The organism is Aeromonas sp. MR19, from assembly GCF_963899305.1.
Classification (GTDB): domain Bacteria; phylum Pseudomonadota; class Gammaproteobacteria; order Enterobacterales; family Aeromonadaceae; genus Aeromonas; species Aeromonas bestiarum.
On record NZ_CAWQWZ010000002.1, the window covers coordinates 110,300 to 127,704 of the forward strand.

General features: G+C 62.4%; 12 protein-coding genes. 7 read left to right on the forward strand and 5 right to left on the reverse strand.

Annotated elements, in window-relative coordinates:
• Positions 1 to 9: 9 nt before the first annotated feature.
• Together rtxC and rtxH are read right to left on the reverse strand one after the other, a co-directional pair.
• The gene (gene rtxC / locus AACQ95_RS01390; RefSeq protein WP_043134661.1) at positions 10 to 471 is read right to left on the reverse strand and encodes an RTX toxin-activating lysine-acyltransferase RtxC; all 462 of its coding nucleotides are present in this window, start codon (positions 469 to 471) and stop codon (positions 10 to 12) included.
• 19 nt (positions 472 to 490) lie between these two features.
• Positions 491 to 889, reverse strand: a complete 399-nt coding sequence (gene rtxH, locus AACQ95_RS01395) for a protein RtxH (RefSeq protein WP_445290526.1) — start codon at positions 887 to 889, stop codon at positions 491 to 493.
• 358 nt (positions 890 to 1,247) lie between these two features.
• Between rtxH and AACQ95_RS01400 the strand changes: the two genes are divergently transcribed.
• The 5 genes from AACQ95_RS01400 (at position 1,248) to AACQ95_RS01420 (ending at position 9,008) form a co-directional block, all read left to right on the forward strand.
• Positions 1,248 to 3,284 (forward strand): peptidase domain-containing ABC transporter, encoded by a 2,037-nt coding sequence (locus AACQ95_RS01400; RefSeq protein WP_277604500.1) that lies wholly within the window; start codon positions 1,248 to 1,250, stop codon positions 3,282 to 3,284.
• Positions 3,281 to 4,645 (forward strand): HlyD family type I secretion periplasmic adaptor subunit, encoded by a 1,365-nt coding sequence (locus AACQ95_RS01405; protein WP_241280352.1) that lies wholly within the window; start codon positions 3,281 to 3,283, stop codon positions 4,643 to 4,645. Before AACQ95_RS01400 ends, AACQ95_RS01405 begins: the two co-directional genes overlap by 4 nt.
• Before the next feature lie 2 nt (positions 4,646 to 4,647).
• On the forward strand, positions 4,648 to 6,837 hold the full coding sequence (locus AACQ95_RS01410; RefSeq protein WP_241280354.1) for a type I secretion system permease/ATPase: 2,190 nt from the start codon (positions 4,648 to 4,650) through the stop codon (positions 6,835 to 6,837).
• Positions 6,838 to 6,951: 114 nt separating this feature from the next.
• Positions 6,952 to 7,626 (forward strand): response regulator, encoded by a 675-nt coding sequence (locus AACQ95_RS01415; protein ID WP_043134657.1) that lies wholly within the window; start codon positions 6,952 to 6,954, stop codon positions 7,624 to 7,626.
• Complete coding sequence (locus AACQ95_RS01420; RefSeq protein ID WP_043134656.1) at positions 7,626 to 9,008, forward strand: ATP-binding protein; 1,383 nt, start codon at positions 7,626 to 7,628, stop codon at positions 9,006 to 9,008. Before AACQ95_RS01415 ends, AACQ95_RS01420 begins: the two co-directional genes overlap by 1 nt.
• 355 nt (positions 9,009 to 9,363) lie before the next feature.
• Here the strand turns inward: AACQ95_RS01420 and glk are convergent, their stop codons facing one another.
• The gene (gene glk, locus AACQ95_RS01425) at positions 9,364 to 10,332 is read right to left on the reverse strand and encodes a glucokinase (RefSeq protein ID WP_103471271.1); all 969 of its coding nucleotides are present in this window, start codon (positions 10,330 to 10,332) and stop codon (positions 9,364 to 9,366) included.
• 349 nt (positions 10,333 to 10,681) lie between these two features.
• Between glk and AACQ95_RS01430 the strand changes: the two genes are divergently transcribed.
• Both AACQ95_RS01430 and pyk read left to right on the forward strand, forming a co-directional pair.
• Complete coding sequence (locus AACQ95_RS01430; protein ID WP_165576240.1) at positions 10,682 to 11,536, forward strand: MurR/RpiR family transcriptional regulator; 855 nt, start codon at positions 10,682 to 10,684, stop codon at positions 11,534 to 11,536.
• A gap of 162 nt (positions 11,537 to 11,698) precedes the next feature.
• Complete coding sequence (pyk, locus tag AACQ95_RS01435) at positions 11,699 to 13,138, forward strand: pyruvate kinase (RefSeq protein ID WP_043134654.1); 1,440 nt, start codon at positions 11,699 to 11,701, stop codon at positions 13,136 to 13,138.
• Positions 13,139 to 13,203: 65 nt separating this feature from the next.
• On the opposite strand, the gene AACQ95_RS01440 is transcribed toward pyk, so the two are convergent.
• Positions 13,204 to 14,250, reverse strand: coding sequence for an efflux RND transporter periplasmic adaptor subunit (locus tag AACQ95_RS01440; protein WP_241280356.1), 1,047 nt, complete (start codon positions 14,248 to 14,250; stop codon positions 13,204 to 13,206).
• Positions 14,251 to 14,265: 15 nt separating this feature from the next.
• On the reverse strand, positions 14,266 to 17,328 hold the full coding sequence (locus tag AACQ95_RS01445; RefSeq protein ID WP_241280357.1) for an efflux RND transporter permease subunit: 3,063 nt from the start codon (positions 17,326 to 17,328) through the stop codon (positions 14,266 to 14,268).
• Positions 17,329 to 17,405: the final 77 nt, after the last annotated feature.

Sequence of the window (17,405 nt, forward strand, 5' to 3'; positions counted from 1 at the left end):
TCATTATGATTAAATGGAAAACCACTGCACCCTGCGCACACAATGGCCAAGTTCGGCATGAACATGACCGCGCACGGTACAGACCCGCTGCCCTTTCCATGGCAGAAATATCCGGCGACGCAGATCGCTCACCACGGCGCGGGCATGTCCGTATGGCGCTATCATCTCCGGAATAAAAATATGGTCGCCAGATTGCCAATCCTCACGGATCAGCTCCCGCTCGGCGGCCAGCAAGGTGTCACGAATGGATAAAGAGACAAACGCCCAGTTGCAAAATGCAACCGGGCGCCCGTGTGAGTCTTCATAATAGCTGAACTGGTTCAATTCGAAGGCAGGCAATATTCGCTGCTGCCACTCGGCGACGGAATAACGCCGGTGCAGGGAGGAGTGCTGACTCAGCAACATGACTCCCCCCAGCATATGTTGATTTTGTTGCCAGTTCGGTTCCGTTGATTGCAATACCAAGCTCATTGGATCCCCAACCGGAACATTATTTTTTCTTGCGCGGCGCGGCCTGTGCTGTGGCAGCCGGTGCGATTTGCTGCTCGTCAGAAGGGGCTGCCGGGATCAGGCCTGCGGCGATCAACTTGTCAAACTCGGCGGCCATGCGCGGATCTTCAAGCATGTTTTTTATCATTGAAACCATATACATAAAGCCAGCGGCAGGCATGTGGACCGTCTGTTTCAGCGCCAACTCGTTGTCACTTTCTGCCATGACCCCTTGCGCCATCTTCAGCGGATCTTGTCCAACGAAATAGAGGGAGAAGATCCCCTTGTTATAGTTGACGCTGGATACTGTCTGTACAAACTGCTCTGTCATATAAATTCCATTATCAATAAATATAAAGACAAACAAAAAAGAAAAGGAATTTCCCAAGTAAAATAACACGGGAGCAACATTTTGCTTTTCACTATATTTACCATATTTGAAATTATTATCCGATTCAATTAAACAATGACCTAAAAATAGAGTAAATACGTCAATATAAATATCAACTCAATCATTAAGGTTAATGCCGCGGCATTATGCAATGCGTTATTAACTGGGCCATCACGGCCATTTTATTATGCAAGCTATCAATCAAGATAATATTTGACAGTGAAATAATGGCTCGTTAATATGCGCGCCCTGCCTGCAACAGGCCACCTTGCCCCATATAAACAGGAGGGGTGTCACAGCGGCAAACGGATATATTATGACGGCGAGTGAAGAGTCTGTTTTAGCGTGTCTCAATATTATTATCGGGATGCAGGGTTGCCCCTCTCAAGATATAGCACACACGCCAGACGACACCTTTGACAATATTGTCGATACGCTGCAGCAACAGACAGGAACCCGCATTCGTCAGCGTCATGTCCCCCCTCGAAAACTCGATAAACTGACTCTGCCTGTAGTACTGCTGAGCCCCTCTGGCGAGGCGTTCGTGCTGGCCCAGCGCCAGGGTGAGCAGGCGCTGATCCTGGATCCGGCTGTGGGCAAGCCGCAGGTCATAACACAAGACGAGCTGCTGGCACGCTGGGGGGGCCGCCTGCTCGAGGTCGGCAAACGGCAGAGTCGCTTCGACATCCGCTGGTTCATCCCCGCCTTCCTGCAGCAAAAACGCCTGCTCGGCGAGATATTGCTGTTCTCGCTGGTGTTGCAGATCCTGGCGCTCATCTCCCCGCTCTTCTTTCAGGTGGTGATGGACAAGGTGCTGGTGCATCAGGCCTGGGCAACCCTGGATGTGCTGGTGTTCGGGCTGCTGATCACGGCCCTGGTGGAGGTCTGCCTGCGCGGGCTGCGGGAATACCAATATGCCCACACCGCCAACCGGATCGATATCCAGCTCGGTCTGCGCATGGTGCAGCACCTGTTCGCCCTGCCCCTGCTCTATTTCAAGAGTCGCCAGGTGGGCGCCATCGTGACCCGGGTGCAGGAGCTCAACACCATACGCGAGTTCCTGACAGGCACCCTGTTCACCCTGACGGTGGACGTGCTGTTCATGTTTGTCTTCCTGGCCGTCATGGCCAGCCTCTCCGGCATGCTGACCCTGGTGATCCTGCTCTCCATTCCCGCCTATGTGCTGATCGCCTGGTGGATCACGCCACGCATGCAGCAGGCGGTCGAGCAGCAGTTCGGCCATGCCGCCACCAATACCGCTTTCCTGAACGAGACGGTCGCCGGGGCCGAGACCCTCAAGAGCCTGGCGCTGGAACCGCGTTTCGTGCGGCGCTGGGATGAGCAGACCCGCCAGATGGTGGAAGCGGGCTACCGGGTGCAGCAACTCAACAATGCCTCCCAGCACGGGGTCATGTGGCTGCAAAAACTGGTGACGGTCGTCGTGCTCTGGCTCGGTGCCAGCGAGGTGATCGCGCTGCAGCTCACCATAGGCCAGCTCATCGCCTTCAACATGATGGCCAGTCACGTGGCTCAACCCCTGTCGCGCCTGGTCGAGTTGTGGGGCCAGTTCATCCAGACCCGGATCGCGGTAGACAAACTCGGCGACATGCTCAACCTCCCCCCGGAACATCAGCGCGATGGGGATGGCCGCATCCACGCCGGCGCCATAGTGCTCGAGCGGGTGCATTTTCGCTATCAAGCGGATGCCCCCCTCATCATCGACGATCTCTCCCTCGCCCTGGCGCCCGGCGAGACGCTGGGGATTGTCGGAGGCTCGGGCTCGGGCAAGAGCACCCTGGCCCGTCTGCTGCTGCGGCTCTATCAGCCGGAGCAGGGGCAGATCCTCATCGATGGCCAGCCCATCCAGCAGATCCCGCTCCACCACCTGCGCCAGCAGATGGGGGTGGTGTTGCAGGAGAACCACCTGTTCAACAAGTCGGTGCGCGACAACCTGGCCCAGTCGGTGCCCCACGCCAGCCTGGACGAGATCATACGGGCCGCCACCCTGGCCGGCGCCCATGAGTTCATTTTGCGACTACCCCTTGGCTACGACACAGTGCTGGCGGAAGGGGGCAGTTCGCTCTCCGGCGGTCAGCGCCAACGGCTGGCCATCGCCCGCACCCTGCTGGCCGACCCCAGGATCCTCATCTTCGACGAGGCCACCAGCGCCCTGGATGACGGATCCCAGGCGCTGATCCAGCACAACATGCGCCAGATCGCCAGCGGCCGCACCGTCATCACCATAGCCCACCGCCTCTCCACAGTGCGCCACTGCGACCGCATCATAGTCCTGCAGCGCGGCAAGATAGTGGAGCAGGGCGACCACGCCAGCCTGCTGGCACTGGGGCAGCACTACGCCCGCCTGTGGCAGCTGCAACAGGACTTGCACGAGGAGACCCCATGAATCTGCGCACCAGGCTGAGCCGCTGGCGCCAACCCGGTCCAGCCCGGCAGCAGGAGGCCCACTACGGCTTCCTGCCCGCCCATCTGGCGCTGGCCGAGACGCCGCCCTCCCCCTTTGCCCGCATCACGGCGCTCACCCTGAGCGCCGGCGTGCTGCTCACCCTGCTCTGGGCCTGCTGGGGCCAGCTCGACATCCAGGCCACCGCCAGCGGGCGCCTGCTGGTCTTTGGCCGCAGCCAGATGATCCAGTCCTACGAGCAGGCCAGGGTGATCGGCATTCACGTGGAAGATGGCCAGGCGGTCGCCGCCAACGCGCCGCTGCTGACCCTCAACACCCTGGGGGTGAGCCAGGATCTGAGCCGGTTGCGCGAGCAACAGGCGTTCCAGTACCAGACCCTGATCCGCTATCAGGCACTCTATGGCAACGAAACCGTCAGCCAGCACCCCGACTACGCCAGGCTCACCCCGGCGCAGCAGCAGGCGCTGGCGGAGAACCACCAGAGCGAGCTGCACGAGTACCGGAGCACCCTCAACAACCTGCAGGCCGAGCTTGGGGTCAATCAGGCCAATCAGGCCGCCAGACGGGGAGACATGGCCTCCCTCACTACCCTGCTGGCCAACATCCGGCCGCGCCTGCAGGCGCGCCAGACCCTGAGCCGGTCCCAGGCCATCTCGCGGGTCGAGTATCTGGAGCAGGAGAAAGAGCTGCTGGAAACCCAGCGCCAGCTCGCCCAGCAGAGAGCCGAGCTCGAGGTGCTGCAATCCCAGCAGCAGAGCCTGCAGGAGCGGCTGGCCGGCTTCAAGGCACAGAAACAGCGGGAGTGGATAGAGAAACGCCAGCAGGCCCAGCTGCAGCTGACCGCCATCGAGCAGGAGCTCGCCAAGCTGAGCGAGCGGGAGCACCTGGAAGTCATTCGCGCCCCGGTGGCGGGCACAGTGCAGCAGTTGGCCATCCACACCCAGGGCGCCGTGGTGCAGCCGGCCCAGCAGTTGCTGGTCATAGTGCCCAACGAGGGAGTCCAGTACGCCGAGGTGAAGATCCTCAACAAGGACATAGGCTTCGTGCACGAAGGGCAGACGGTCAGCATCAAGGTGGATGCCTTTCCTTATACCCGTTACGGCACCATAGACGGCGAGCTGGTCAGCGTGTCGCGCGATGCCACCACGGATGAGCAACTGGGGCTGGTCTTTCCTGCCAGGGTCAAGCTGAGCCGGGGCGAGATGCAGATAGACAATCAGCCGGTGCGGCTCACCCCGGGCATGTCGGTGGTGGCCGAGGTCAAGACGGATAGGCGCCGGGTGATCGACTACCTGCTGAGCCCGATCCGGGAATACCAGGCCGAGGCACTGCGGGAGCGATGACAATGACACACGCTTTGCCGGCCCACGAGACCCCCGTGAACGAGCCCGCCCCCATCGCCAATGGCGCCCTCGCCGCTCTCGCCCACGCGGCCCATCAGCTGATGATGGCCGCGGATGCCGGGCAACTGGCCCACGCCATGGGTTGCGATCTGGCACCGGACGATCTGACGGTGCGCGAGGCCGCCGCCCGGCTCGGCCTGCGCAGCGCCCTGTCACAGGGGCCGGGCTGCCCGCTGGCGGCGCTGCCACTGCCAGCCCTGCTCAAGCGGGAGGGACGCTGGTACACCATCACCGCCATCGAGCCTGAGGGCTGGCAGCTGTTTGATCCGGCGACCGGCACCAGCAGCCTGCAGCCGCTGCCGGGCCCCACGCAGGCGGCGCAGTGGCACTATCTGTTGCTGGCCCAGCAGGATCTCACCCCGGCCGAGGTCAAGTTCGGGCTGAGCTGGTTCAGCCCGGCGGTACTGCGCCAGCAGAAGCAGGTGCGAGACGTCTTCTGCTTCGCCATCGTGTTGCAGCTCATTGCCCTCGCCAGCCCGCTGCTGTTTGAAAACATCATCGACAAGGTGCTGGTGGGGCGCAGCCTCGGCAGTCTGCAGGTGCTGGCCCTGGCCATGCTGGCGCTGGCCTGCGCCGAGCCGCTCTACAGCTTTCTGCGCGGCCAGGTGTTCGGCCATCTGGCCAATCAGGTCAACGCCGAGCTGTCCGGCAAGCTCTATCGCCATATGGTCAGCCTGCCCATCGACTATTTCAAGGCGCGCCAGACCGGCCAGATCATCGCCCGGGTCAAGGAGATGGCCCAGATCCGCCAGTTCCTCACCGGCTCAACCCTGATGCTGGTGCTGGACCTGGTGTTCATCCTGCTGTTTGTCGGCGTCATGTTCCATTACGCCCCCGTGCTGACCGGCTGCGTGCTGGGCTCCTTGCTCATCTATTTTCTGCTGTGGCTGCTGATTGGCCCCCTGGTGCGCAAGCGGGTCGAGGCCGAGTATCAGGCGGATGCCGATGCCACCAGCTTCCTGACCGAGGCGGTCACCGGCATCGAAACCATCAAGACCACGGCCACGGAGCCACGCTTTTATCAGCAGTGGCAGCGTCTGCTGGCGCGCCAGTTGCGGCGGGGATTTCAGGCAAGAAAGGTGGGGCTTGCCGCGGGTCAGGGCATAGATCTGGTGCAAAAGCTCACCGCCGCCCTGCTGCTCTGGCTCGGGGTCGGCGAGGTGCTGAACGGCAGGCTGAGTCCTGGCGAGCTGGTGGCCTTCAACATGCTGGCGGGCCACGTCACCCAGCCGGTGCTGCGGCTGGCTCAGGTGTGGCAGGACTTCCAGCACACCCTGATCGCCCTGCGCCGGGTGGGAGACATACTCGACGAGGCGCCGGAGCACGGCAATGGCGGGCTCGCCTCCGTCCCCGCTCTCGAGGGGGCCATCGAATTTCGCCACATCCGCTTTCGCTACCAGCCGGATGCCCCCGAGGTGCTGGCCAATCTCTCCCTCTCCATCGAGCCCGGGCAGTTCATCGGCATCACTGGCCCTTCCGGCTGTGGCAAGAGCACCCTTACCCGCTTGCTGCAACGACTCTACGTGCCCCAGCACGGCCAGGTGCTGGTCGACAACATGGATCTCGCCATCGCCGACCCCGTCTCATTGCGTCGCAACATGAGCGTGGTGCTGCAGGAGAGCATTCTGTTTTGTGGCTCGATCGCCGACAACATCCGCATCTGTCGCCCCGATGCCAGCCAGGCCGAGGTGGAGCAGGCGGCGCAGCTGGCCGGCGCGCTCGGCTTTATTCGCGAGCTGCCCCAGGGTTTTGGGCAGCAGGTGGGCGAGAAGGGTGCCCGCCTGTCTGGCGGGCAACGCCAGCGCATCGCCCTGGCCCGCGCCCTGCTGGCCAACCCCAGGATACTGCTGCTCGACGAGGCCACCTCGGCCCTCGATTACGAATCCGAGGCGGCCATCATGGCCAACATGGCGGCCATTCGCCGTGGCCGCACCCTGATCAGCATCGCCCACCGCCTCAATACGCTGCGCAATGCCGATCGCATCCTGGTGATGGACGCAGGGCAGATAGTGGAGTCCGGCAGCCATGAGGAGCTGCTGGCACGACCGGGACTCTATGCCCGGCTGTGGCGCCAGCAGACGGGGGAAGAGGCTGAGCACCCAGGCTCTCGCCCGTTAATGATTAACCAGTGAATAAAGAATGCCCTGATTCAGTCCCGATACAGGCACTCCTGCTAGGATCCGGATTGACTCTCCCCGGCATAAACCCTCTAATTGACAGCCTGGATCCCCATGATCGCGCACCTTATGAAAATATTGTTGGTCGAAGACGACAAGCTGCTCAATCACCACCTATCTACCCTGCTGACCGAGGCCCAGAATCAGGTCCACAGCACGGACAGTGCCCAGGTGGCCCTGCATTACGCCGCCGATTACCCCATAGACGTAGCCATCATAGATTTGGGGCTGCCGGACATGGACGGTTTGCAACTCATCAGACAGCTGCGCGAGCGGCAGATCCCCTTCCCCATCATAGTCCTGACCGCCCGTGGCAACTGGCAGGACAAGGTGGAGGGGCTGGAGGCCGGGGCGGACGACTATCTGGTCAAGCCGTTCCAGAAGGACGAGCTGCTGGCACGGCTCAATGCCCTGGTACGCCGCAGCGCCGGCTTCATCTCGCCCAAGGTCAAGGCCGGCGACTATGAGCTGGATCTCTCCCGCAAGGAGCTGACCATAGGCGGCGAGCCGGCCGTGCTCACCAGCTTCGAATACCTGATCCTCGAGTACCTGATGCGCAACGCCCGCCAGGTGGTCTCCAAGCAGCAACTGCTGGACCAGCTCTACGGCGATGGCGAAGGGGATCCCAACACCATAGAGGTGATGGTGAGCCGACTGCGCAAGAAGCTGGACCCGGAGGGGAGCATCCAGCCCATCTCCACCATCCGGCGCCAGGGTTACATCTTCAACCTCTCGTGCAACTGATGCGCCTTCGCCTGCCGCGGCCCATGCGACTGATCCGTCGCTCGCTGCACATCAAGCTGATGCTGAGCGCCATGCTGGTCATAGCGCTCATCATGGCCTTCTCCGTCTACATCCTCTATCTGGGCCACACCGAGGAGCAGGCCCAGAAGGCCAGCACCCGCATGCAGGAGAACCTCTCCAAGCTGTTCTCCTCCAAGCTGCCGGATCTCCATGCCACCACGGATCTCGGCAAGATCACGCCGGATGCCATCGACCCCAATCTGGATACCCTGATCTGCCGGGCCGACGGCCAGCTGAGCTGGTCCAGCCTGCACATGCCGGAGGTGATCCACTCCAAGGGCACCATCTGTCAGGATTTGATGAAGTACCTCGGCGGCCTGGATCAGGACTACTTCTTCAAGCGCCACACCATCAAGAACGGCGAGAGCTACTTCATCTACAGCCTGCGTTTTCTGCGCAATCACGGTGAGGGCCCCACCACCTATTACGTCGTGATGGTCGACTCGGCCAAGCGCTACCTGGCCCAGACCCGCAGCTACCTCTATCAGTGCATCCGCCAGGCCCTGCTGGCCTACTCGCTGCTCGGCGCCCTGCTGCTGCTCACCAGCTTCTGGAGCCTGACCTCATTGCGCACCATGGCGCGCCAGATCGACGAGATCCGGGCGGGCAAGCGGGAGGCGCTCTCCAATGACTACGAGCGGGAACTGACGCCGCTGACCGAGTCGGTCAACCAGCTGCTGGAGAACGAACGCCAGCAGACCCAGCGCTACCAGCACGCCCTGAACGATCTGGCCCACAGCCTGAAAACCCGGCTGGCGCTGATCCAGATGACGGCGCAGGAGATCAAGCTGGGGCGCGACATCCACGACAACATCAGTGAGCAGATCCTGACCATGGATCAGATCATCCAGTACCAGCTGCGCCGCGCCGTCACCGGTCGCAAACGCCTCGCCAGCAAGGGCACGGAACCCGTGCCCCTCATCGAGAAACTGCTGGCCAGCCTCGCCAAGGTCTATCGCCACAAGAAGCTGCAGACCCGCTTCAAGTTCGATGACGACGTCTTCTTCGCCGGTGAGCAGGGGGACTTGATGGAGCTGATGGGCAACCTGCTCGACAACGCCTTCAAGTTCGCCATCAGCGAAATCAAGGTGACTGTGAGTCGCCGCCTCGACCGCTTGCGGATCGAGATTGAAGACGATGGCCCTGGCATAGATCCGGACAAGTCGCAGCAGATCTTCCAGCGCGGCGTGCGCGCCGACAGCTCACCCGGCCAGGGCATAGGTCTGGCGGTGGTCACCGAGATAGTGCACAGCTACGGCGGCCAGATCATGGTGGATGAATCGCCGCTGGGGGGCGCCCGCTTCACCCTGGATCTGCCCTGAGTTTGACTCAGCCCCGACAGGGCCGACACCAATAACGACGCCTGCCCGCCCGCAGGCGTCGTGCTTTATCCCGCCCTCTTTCCCAAGCCGACACAGCCCCGTCCCCGCGAGATCACATCACGCAGGGGAAGCGACAATCGGGAAGCCAGGAGGAGATCAGAAGATAAAAAAAACCGGCCACAAGGACCGGTGAAACAGTTCAGGCTTGTCAGGTGACAAACGCACCCAGCGGATGAAGACAAGTCCCAATTCCTTATGGGGCCCTGGCCTCTTGAGTACGTGTTGTTACTCTATCCCATGGTCACTGAATCAAGGCTGAACCATGGGGTGATTGGCATCCAGCCCCTGTTTCGGCTTACAGCTTGATGCCCAGCGACTGGCGAAGATAGGCGCCGGCACCGAGCAGACCCGGCCCCTCGTGGGTGATGAGGAAGACGGGAATATCCTTCAGATAGGACTTGAAACGCCCCTTGTCTTCGAACGCCACCCGAAAGCCCGAGCCGATGAAGAACTCCTGAAAGCGCGGCACTATTCCGCCGGCGATGTAGACACCGCCGAAGGTGCCCAGATTGAGCGCCAGGTTGCCGGCGAAGCGCCCCATCAGCACGCAGAACAGGCTCAGGGTGCGACGGCAATCCAGGCATTCGCCCGCCAGCGCCCGCTCTGTGATGTCTTTGGGTGCAAAGGCTTCTGGCTCGCGGCCATCGGACTTCACCAGCCCGCGGTAGATGTTGACCAGACCGGGCCCGGAGAGCAGCCGCTCGGCCGAGACATGACCCAGCTCGGCGCGCATCACCTGCAGCACCGCATCCTCTTCTTCGCTGTTGGCGGCAAAGTCCACGTGGCCGCCCTCGCCCGGCAGACTCAGCCACTGCTCGCCGGTGTGCACCAGGTGGGCCACCCCCAGGCCTGTGCCCGCGCCATAGATGGCGATGGGTTTGCCGGCCACGGGCGCCGCGCCCCCCAGCTGGATGCAGTCAGCCGCGTCCAGCACGGGCACCGCCATGGAGACGGCGGTGAAGTCGTTGATCACCTGCAAGCGGGTCAGGCCCAGATTGGCCTGCATCTCGCCGATGGAGAACTCCCAGCTGTGGTTGGTCATGGCGACCCAGTCGCCCTTGATGGGGCAGGCGATGGCGATACAGGCCTGGCTCACCTGCACCTGATGCTCATCCAGATAGAGGCGCACCACGGCCTCGAGACTGGGGTGGGCCAGCCCGGAATAGGTCTTGGCCCGGGAAATGGTGCCGGTCGCCAGCTCGCACAGGGCCAGCCGCGCATTGGTGCCGCCTACGTCGCCGACCAGCGCATGGGTATGCTGCATAAAACAACTCCTTCGTTACTTGGGTCGGGGCGGCCCTTACCGTCCCGCAATTATTATTTGGCAACAATTCTACCCGAGCCCCTCCCCCCGCTGCGCGTTTGATGGATGCAAGTGTGCGCCCGCTCACAGTGTTGTTGCTTTGCAACATTTGTAAGCGCTTTCACGGGATGGGTGGAAGTTTGTAACCAAAAATACGAAATAATTAGACATGAGTCATACTTTGCAGGGCCGAGATTAGTTTCGATAAGAGCTTGTCTTGTATAGTCATCAAGTTGATTGGAAACCTGCTTAGCCGTGAATTTAGTGCAAAGACACTGAAGCTAAATTACAAAAATGCCTGGTGGTGATGATGAATACCCTTGATAAAATTACTAATAATTTGGAAAGTTTCAGTAAATCAGAGCGTAAAGTTGCCGAGGTCATTCTGGCCTCCCCGCAGACGGCCATTCACTCCAGTATCGCCACCCTCGCCAAGATGGCCGACGTCAGTGAACCGACCGTCAACCGTTTCTGCCGCCGTCTCGATACCAAAGGCTTTCCCGACTTCAAACTGCATCTGGCCCAGAGCCTGGCCAACGGCACCCCTTATGTGAACCGCCACGTGGAAGCGGACGACGGGCCCGATACCTATACCGCCAAGATCTTCGAATCCACCATGGCCTGTCTGGATGCCGCCAAGAACAGCCTGGATATCTCCGCCATCAATCGTTGCGTCGATATCCTGACCCAGTCCAAGAAGATCAGCTTCTTTGGTCTGGGCGCCTCCTCCGCCGTCGCCCGCGACGCCCAGAACAAGTTCTTTCGCTTCAACATCCCTGTGGTGAGCTTCGATGACATCGTCATGATGCGCATGAGCTGCATCAACAGCAGCGAAGGGGACGTGGTGGTGCTCATCTCCCACACAGGCCGCACCAAGGCGCTGGTGGAGATCGCCGCGCTGGCCCGCGAGAACGACGCCACCGTCATCGGCATGACCGCCAAGGATTCCCCGCTGGCCCGCGAATGCAACCTGGTGCTCTCCATGGACGTGCCGGAAGACACTGATGTCTACATGCCGATGGCGTCGCGCATCGCCCAGCTGGCCCTGGTGGACGTGCTGGCGACCGGTTTTACCCTGCGCCGTGGCATGAAATTTCGCGAAAACCTGAAGAAAGTCAAAGAAGGTTTGCGCGAATCCCGCTTTGATACCCCCCACTCTTCCTGACGAGCGGGGGCCCCGGCCCCCGGCTGTCTATGCCACCTTCCTTGGTGTAGTATTGTAATTTAGTAACAAAAGCCACCCAGATGGCTTGCAAGCGGGTGCAATGGGCCATGCGCTTGACGGGGCAGTATTTCAAGTCATATCAACTTCAAACTGGAGTCTTTCATGCCAAGACGTACAAAGATTGTAACCACACTCGGTCCGGCCACCGATCGCGAGGGGATCCTCGAGGGGATCATCCGTGCCGGCGCCGACATGGTGCGGATGAACTTCTCCCACGGCACCGCTGAAGACCACATACTGCGCGCCAACCAGGTGCGCGACATCGCCGCCAAGCTGGGCCGTCACGTCGCCATCATGGGTGACCTGCAGGGCCCCAAGATCCGCGTCTCCACCTTCAAGGATGGCAAGGTCTATCTGGCCATCGGCGACAAGTTCATTCTCGATGCGGCGCTCGGCAAGGGCGAAGGCTGTCAGGAACAGGTCGGCATCGACTACAAGAGCCTGCCCGATGACGTGATCGCCGGCGACATACTGCTGCTGGACGATGGTCGCGTGCAGCTGAAAGTGGAGCAGGTCGAAGGCACCCGCATTCACACCACTGTGACTGTGGCGGGCCCCCTCTCCAACAACAAGGGCATCAACAAGAAAGGCGGCGGTCTCTCCGCCCCGGCCCTGACCGAGAAGGACAAGGAAGACATCAAGACAGCCGCCCTGATGAACGTGGACTACCTGGCCGTCTCCTTCCCCCGTTGTGGCGATGATCTGCGCTACGCCCGCGAACTGGCCCGCGAGGCCGGCTCCAACGCCAAGATAGTGGCCAAGGTCGAGCGCGCCGAAACCGTCGCCACCGACGAGGCGATGGAAGACATCATCCTCGGCTCCGATGCCGTCATGGTGGCCCGTGGTGATCTCGGCGTCGAGATCGGCGATCCCGAGCTGGTCGGCGTGCAGAAGAAGCTGATCCGTCACTCCCGCCGTCTGAACCGGGTGGTAATCACAGCGACCCAGATGATGGAGTCCATGATCAACGCCCCGCTGCCGACCCGCGCCGAAGTGATGGACGTGGCCAACGCCGTGCTGGACGGAACCGATGCCGTCATGCTCTCCGCCGAGACCGCCGCCGGCCAGTTCCCCATCGAGACTGTGACCTCCATGGCCAGCGTCTGCGTGGGCGCCGAGAAGCACCCGAGCCTGAACGTCTCCAACCACCGCATGAGCTATACCTTCACCTCGGTGGAAGAGGCGGTCGCCATGTCCACCATGTACGCCGCCAACCACCTGGAAGGGGTCAAGGCAATCGTGGCACTGACCGAATCCGGCACAACACCGCTGCTGATGTCCCGCATCAGTTCGGGCCTGCCTATCTTCGCCATGTCTCCCCACAACAAGACCCTGGCCTGGACCAACCTCTACCGTGGTGTCACCCCCGTGCTGTTCGACGGCGACGAGACCAAGCCGGTCTATGAAGTGTGCCGTGAGGCGCTGGACGTGCTCAAGGCCAAGGGGCTGGTGCAAAGCGGCGACATGGTGTTGCTGACCCACGGCGACAAGATGGAAACCGTCGGCAGTACCAACACCTGCAAGGTGATGATGGTCGAGTAATCGCCCACCTGGCTGCAACAGAAACGGCTCCCGCGGGAGCCGTTTTTTATGGTGAAACCGCCGCCTCAACCGCGAAACAGTTCGACCTTGTCACCATGGCGCAAGCTGCCGGCACCGCGCACCACCACCCTGTCCCCCTGTTTGAGCGCCCCGCTCACCGCCACCTGCTGGCTGTCGCCAAACAGCACGGTTACCGGCACCCGGTTCACTTTCAGCTCCTTGCCGCTCTGCTCCACCTGATAGACAACGCTCCCCTCGGTATTGAGCACCAGCGCATCGCGCGGCAACAGCATGGTCTGCTGCTCACCCAGCGGCAGCGCCACCCGCACCGGCGATCCTATGATGAAGCGGCCCGACTCGGGTTTGAGGCGCAGTTCGATGAGACGCGACTTGGGATCGGCGCTCGCCGCCCGCTGGTAGTAAACCCCGTGGCTGCTGAGCTGATCCCCCTCCACCCGCAGCCGGGTCCGGGGCGCCAGCTGACCGGCCCAGATGATGGGAGCCTGCAGGCGGATGTCGGGCTGATCCGGATTGACCAGCTCCATTGCCTGCTCACCGGCATCCACATGCTCTCCCGGCTGGATGAAGTGGTTGTTCACCACCCCGTCGAACGGCGCGAAGATGTGGCTTCTGCGCAGCTGCTCCTCAATCTGGCGCACCTGCACCCGCGCCAGCCGCTCGGCCAGTTCAGCCTGCTCTACCTCGTAGCGCGCCTTGTCATACTGGCTCTGGGAGGTGCTCTTCTGGCGGTGCAGCGTCGCCAGCCGGTCAAACTCGGCGCGGGCGAAGCGCACGTTGCTGGCCCACTTCGCCTGCTCGGCCTGGGCCTGCTCCAGCGAGAGCCGCAGCGCAGCGCTGTCGAGGCGCAGCAGCTCATCCCCCGCCCTGACCCGGCTGCCGAACTCGGCAATCCACTCCACCCGCCCGCTCACCTCGGCACTCAAGGCCGCCTGCTGGCGGCTCGCCACAGTGCCGCTGACCCAGATGCTGGCCGCCGCATCCCCCCGGGTCACATCCGCCAGGGTCACCATCTTGCCCTGAGCCAGCACGGGGAACACGCCCCCCGCCAGCAGCGCCGCGCCCACTACCATCCTTGTAAAACCGTGTGTCATCGATGAGCTCCTTGCTCAGGCCCGCTGGCGCAGGGCAAGCGGCACATCGGCACGCTCCCCCAGGCGCAGGAAGGCGGGTAACAGGATCAGGGTAAACAGGGTGCTGCAACTCATGCCGCCGACGATGACGGTGGCCAGCCCCCGGTAGATTTCGCTGCCCTCGCTCGGGCTCAGCATCAGCGGCAACATGCCAAAGATGCTGGTAAGACTGGTCATGGCGATGGGCCGCATCCGGCTTTGCAGGGCATCGGCCACCGCCAGCTGGCGACTCATGCCGTCCCTTTCGGCCATGCGGGTCTGGTGCACCAGCAGGATGGCGTTGTTGACCACCAGCCCCAGCAGGATGACGAAACCTATGATGGTCAAGAGATCCATCGGCAACGGCACCAGCAGGCCGCTCAGGTGCAGCGCCAGCACACCGCCGACGGTGGCGAGCGGCAGGGTCAGCAGCACCAGCACGGCATCCTTGAGGGAGGCAAAGACCCCCCACAGCAAGATCAGCAGGATCATCACGGCAAACAGGAAGATGGCCCCCAGATTGTCCAGCGCCTGCTGCAGGCTGTCGGCATTGCCCGAGACTCTCAGCTCGCCGCCGGCGGGCAGCAGCGGCCGGATGGCGGCAAAGCTCTTGCTCTGCAGGGTATCGAGCACCTGCTCCATGCTCATCCCCTCTGGCGGCGAGATCTGCAGGCTGATGCTGCGCCTGCCGTCGGCCCGAAAGATGCTGGCCGGGCCCATGTCGTGCTCCACCCGCAGCAGTTCACCGAGCGGCACTATGCGACCGGACGGGGTCGCCAGCGGCACCGCCTTGAGCTCATCCGGGTTGGCAGAGGCCTGCCCCATCAGCATGATGTCGAGCCTGTCCTCCCCATCGAAATACTCGCCGACCCGCAGTCCATCGCCGAAGGTCTGGATGATGGCAGGCATGGGGGTACGATCCCAGCCCACCTCGGCGAGGCGCCTGTCTTGCGGCACCAGCCGCAGCTCGGGGGCGGTGAAGTCGAGATCCGGCTGCGGCCTGACCTGAGCCCCCGGCAAGTCCTGCTTGACGATGGCCATGGCGGCCCGTGCCGCCTGGTAGAGCTCAGGCAAAGAGCCGCCCTGCAACAGCAGGGCTATGCCGTTCTCGCTGTCAAAGCCGCCGAACAGCGAACCCTGGCCGCCGAATATCTGGGTATCGGGGATGCCCACCAGCAGCTGCTTCATCAACAGGCTTTCCAGCGCCTTGATTTGGGTTTCATCCTTGGGCCGCACCCCGATCTGGGCGCCGCCCGGGTAACGCAATATGTAGTAGTTCTTGAGGGCCGGCTCCTTCTCCCCCTTCATGTAGGGGGCGAGGCGGGCGATCAGGGTATCTATCACCTCCTCACGCTGGGCCTTGAGGTTGAAGCCCGGAGTGAAGTTCATCCACACGTCCACCGCATCGCGTTTCACATCCGGCAGGTAGTCCATCTTGGGCAACAGAGCCCAGGTGGCCAGCGCAGGCAGGCTCATCATCAGGGTGATGACGGTCCAGCGGCGGGGGGCCGTATTGGTCCCGCGGATCACATGGCGGGTGGTACGCCGCCACAGCGAGTCATAGGGATCGACCAGTCGCTCGCGCCCCATCCAGCGCGCCGCCACCGCCGGCAGCACTGTGACCGCCACCAGCATGGAGACGGTCACGGCACAGGCGATGGTGAGCGCGAGATCGGCAAACAGCTGCCCCTCCACGTCGTTGAGCAGCAGCACAGGCAAGAAGATGGCGACCGTGGTCAGGGTGGAGGCCACCAGCGCGGTCCACACCTGTCGGGTCCCCTCCAGCGCCGCCTCCGCCTTGCTCAGATCCCCGCGCTCATGGCGCCGGTAGATACTCTCCAGCACCACTATGGCGGCATCGAGCACCATGCCGACCGCAAACGCGATCCCCGCCAGCGAGATGACATTGAGGGTCCTGCCCATCACCTTGAGCAGGCAGAAGGTGAGCATGATGCTGATGGGAATGGCGAGCGCTATCATCAGGGTCGCCTTGAGCTGGCGCAGGAAGACCCAGAGGATGGCACAGGAGAGCAGCACGCCGAGCCCCAGATTGGCCGTCACCATGCCCACCGCCCGATTGATGTAGAGGGAGGCGTCGAACGACTGCTCCATGTGCAGGCCGACCGGCTCCAGCACCTCACGGTTGAGCTCGCCCACCTTGAGCTTGATCGCCTCCAGCGCCGCCAGGGCGTTGGCACCGCTCTCCTTGAAGATCTGGGCCGCGATGGCGGTGTTGCCGTTCTGGATGCGCAGCACAGGGTTCTCCTCCCGGGCCAGCCTGACCTCGGCCACATCCCGCAGGTAGATGGGCAGGCCGTCGCGCCAGTCCACCACCTTGTCCCCCAGGGTCTCCACATCGTAGCGGCCGGCGAAGCGCAGCTTGTACTCCCAGCGACCTATGTCGAGGGTGCCGGCGGAGACGTCCCAGCCTGTGCTGGCCCGGCTGGCGAGCACGGGGATCTCCACCCCCAGCTCGGCGGCGCGGTAAGGGTCGAAACGGATCTGGATCTGACGCTCGTTGATCCCCTCCACCTCCACGGTCGATACTCCGGGGATCCGCTCCAGCTCCGGCTTGACCCGCGCCTCGATCAGCGCCTGATGATCGTCGATCTGCCCCTTGGCGCCGGGCAGTTGCTGGATGAAGAAGAAGGTGAGGGTGTCGTTGCTGCTGTAGTTGTTGACGTAGGGGCCGCCAATCTTGTCCGGCAGGCCGGAGACCCGGTTCAGACGGGAGATGACGTCGAGCTGGGCCCGCTGCATGTCGGTGCCGAGGGCAAACTCCAGATCTATCTCGGTGAAGCCGGGGAAGCTGTTGCTGGTGAGGTTCTTGAGCCCCTGCACCCCCTGCATCTCCTGCTCGATGGGGTCTGTGATTTCCGACTCCATCTCCTGGGGCGAGGCCGAGCGCCAGTCCACCGAGATGTTGAGGTGCGGGCGGTCTATGTCGGGGAACAGCTGGATCGGCAGCCCCCGGATGCTGAGCAGGCCCAGCAGAAAAATCAGCACGATCGAAACCGCCACCCAGATGGGGCGTTCGATCGCCGTTTTGGCGAGGTTCATTCACTCTTCCTGAGTTTGTTGTTGTCGGCCATTCCGCTGGCCTTGCTTCCTGCCCCAAGGGTGGGGGCCATTGCATT

Bases quoted from the DNA above. Each gene is read 5' to 3' on its own strand.
- rtxC (WP_043134661.1), bottom strand. From the start codon at position 471: ATGAGCTTGGTATTGCAATCAACGGAACCGAACTGGCAACAAAATCAA.
- AACQ95_RS01400 (WP_277604500.1), top strand. From the start codon at position 1,248: ATGCAGGGTTGCCCCTCTCAAGATATAGCACACACGCCAGACGACACC.
- AACQ95_RS01405 (WP_241280352.1), top strand. From the start codon at position 3,281: ATGAATCTGCGCACCAGGCTGAGCCGCTGGCGCCAACCCGGTCCAGCC.
- AACQ95_RS01410 (WP_241280354.1), top strand. From the start codon at position 4,648: ATGACACACGCTTTGCCGGCCCACGAGACCCCCGTGAACGAGCCCGCC.
- AACQ95_RS01415 (WP_043134657.1), top strand. From the start codon at position 6,952: ATGAAAATATTGTTGGTCGAAGACGACAAGCTGCTCAATCACCACCTA.
- AACQ95_RS01420 (WP_043134656.1), top strand. From the start codon at position 7,626: ATGCGCCTTCGCCTGCCGCGGCCCATGCGACTGATCCGTCGCTCGCTG.
- glk (WP_103471271.1), bottom strand. From the start codon at position 10,332: ATGCAGCATACCCATGCGCTGGTCGGCGACGTAGGCGGCACCAATGCG.
- AACQ95_RS01430 (WP_165576240.1), top strand. From the start codon at position 10,682: ATGAATACCCTTGATAAAATTACTAATAATTTGGAAAGTTTCAGTAAA.
- pyk (WP_043134654.1), top strand. From the start codon at position 11,699: ATGCCAAGACGTACAAAGATTGTAACCACACTCGGTCCGGCCACCGAT.
- AACQ95_RS01440 (WP_241280356.1), bottom strand. From the start codon at position 14,250: ATGACACACGGTTTTACAAGGATGGTAGTGGGCGCGGCGCTGCTGGCG.
- AACQ95_RS01445 (WP_241280357.1), bottom strand. From the start codon at position 17,328: ATGAACCTCGCCAAAACGGCGATCGAACGCCCCATCTGGGTGGCGGTT.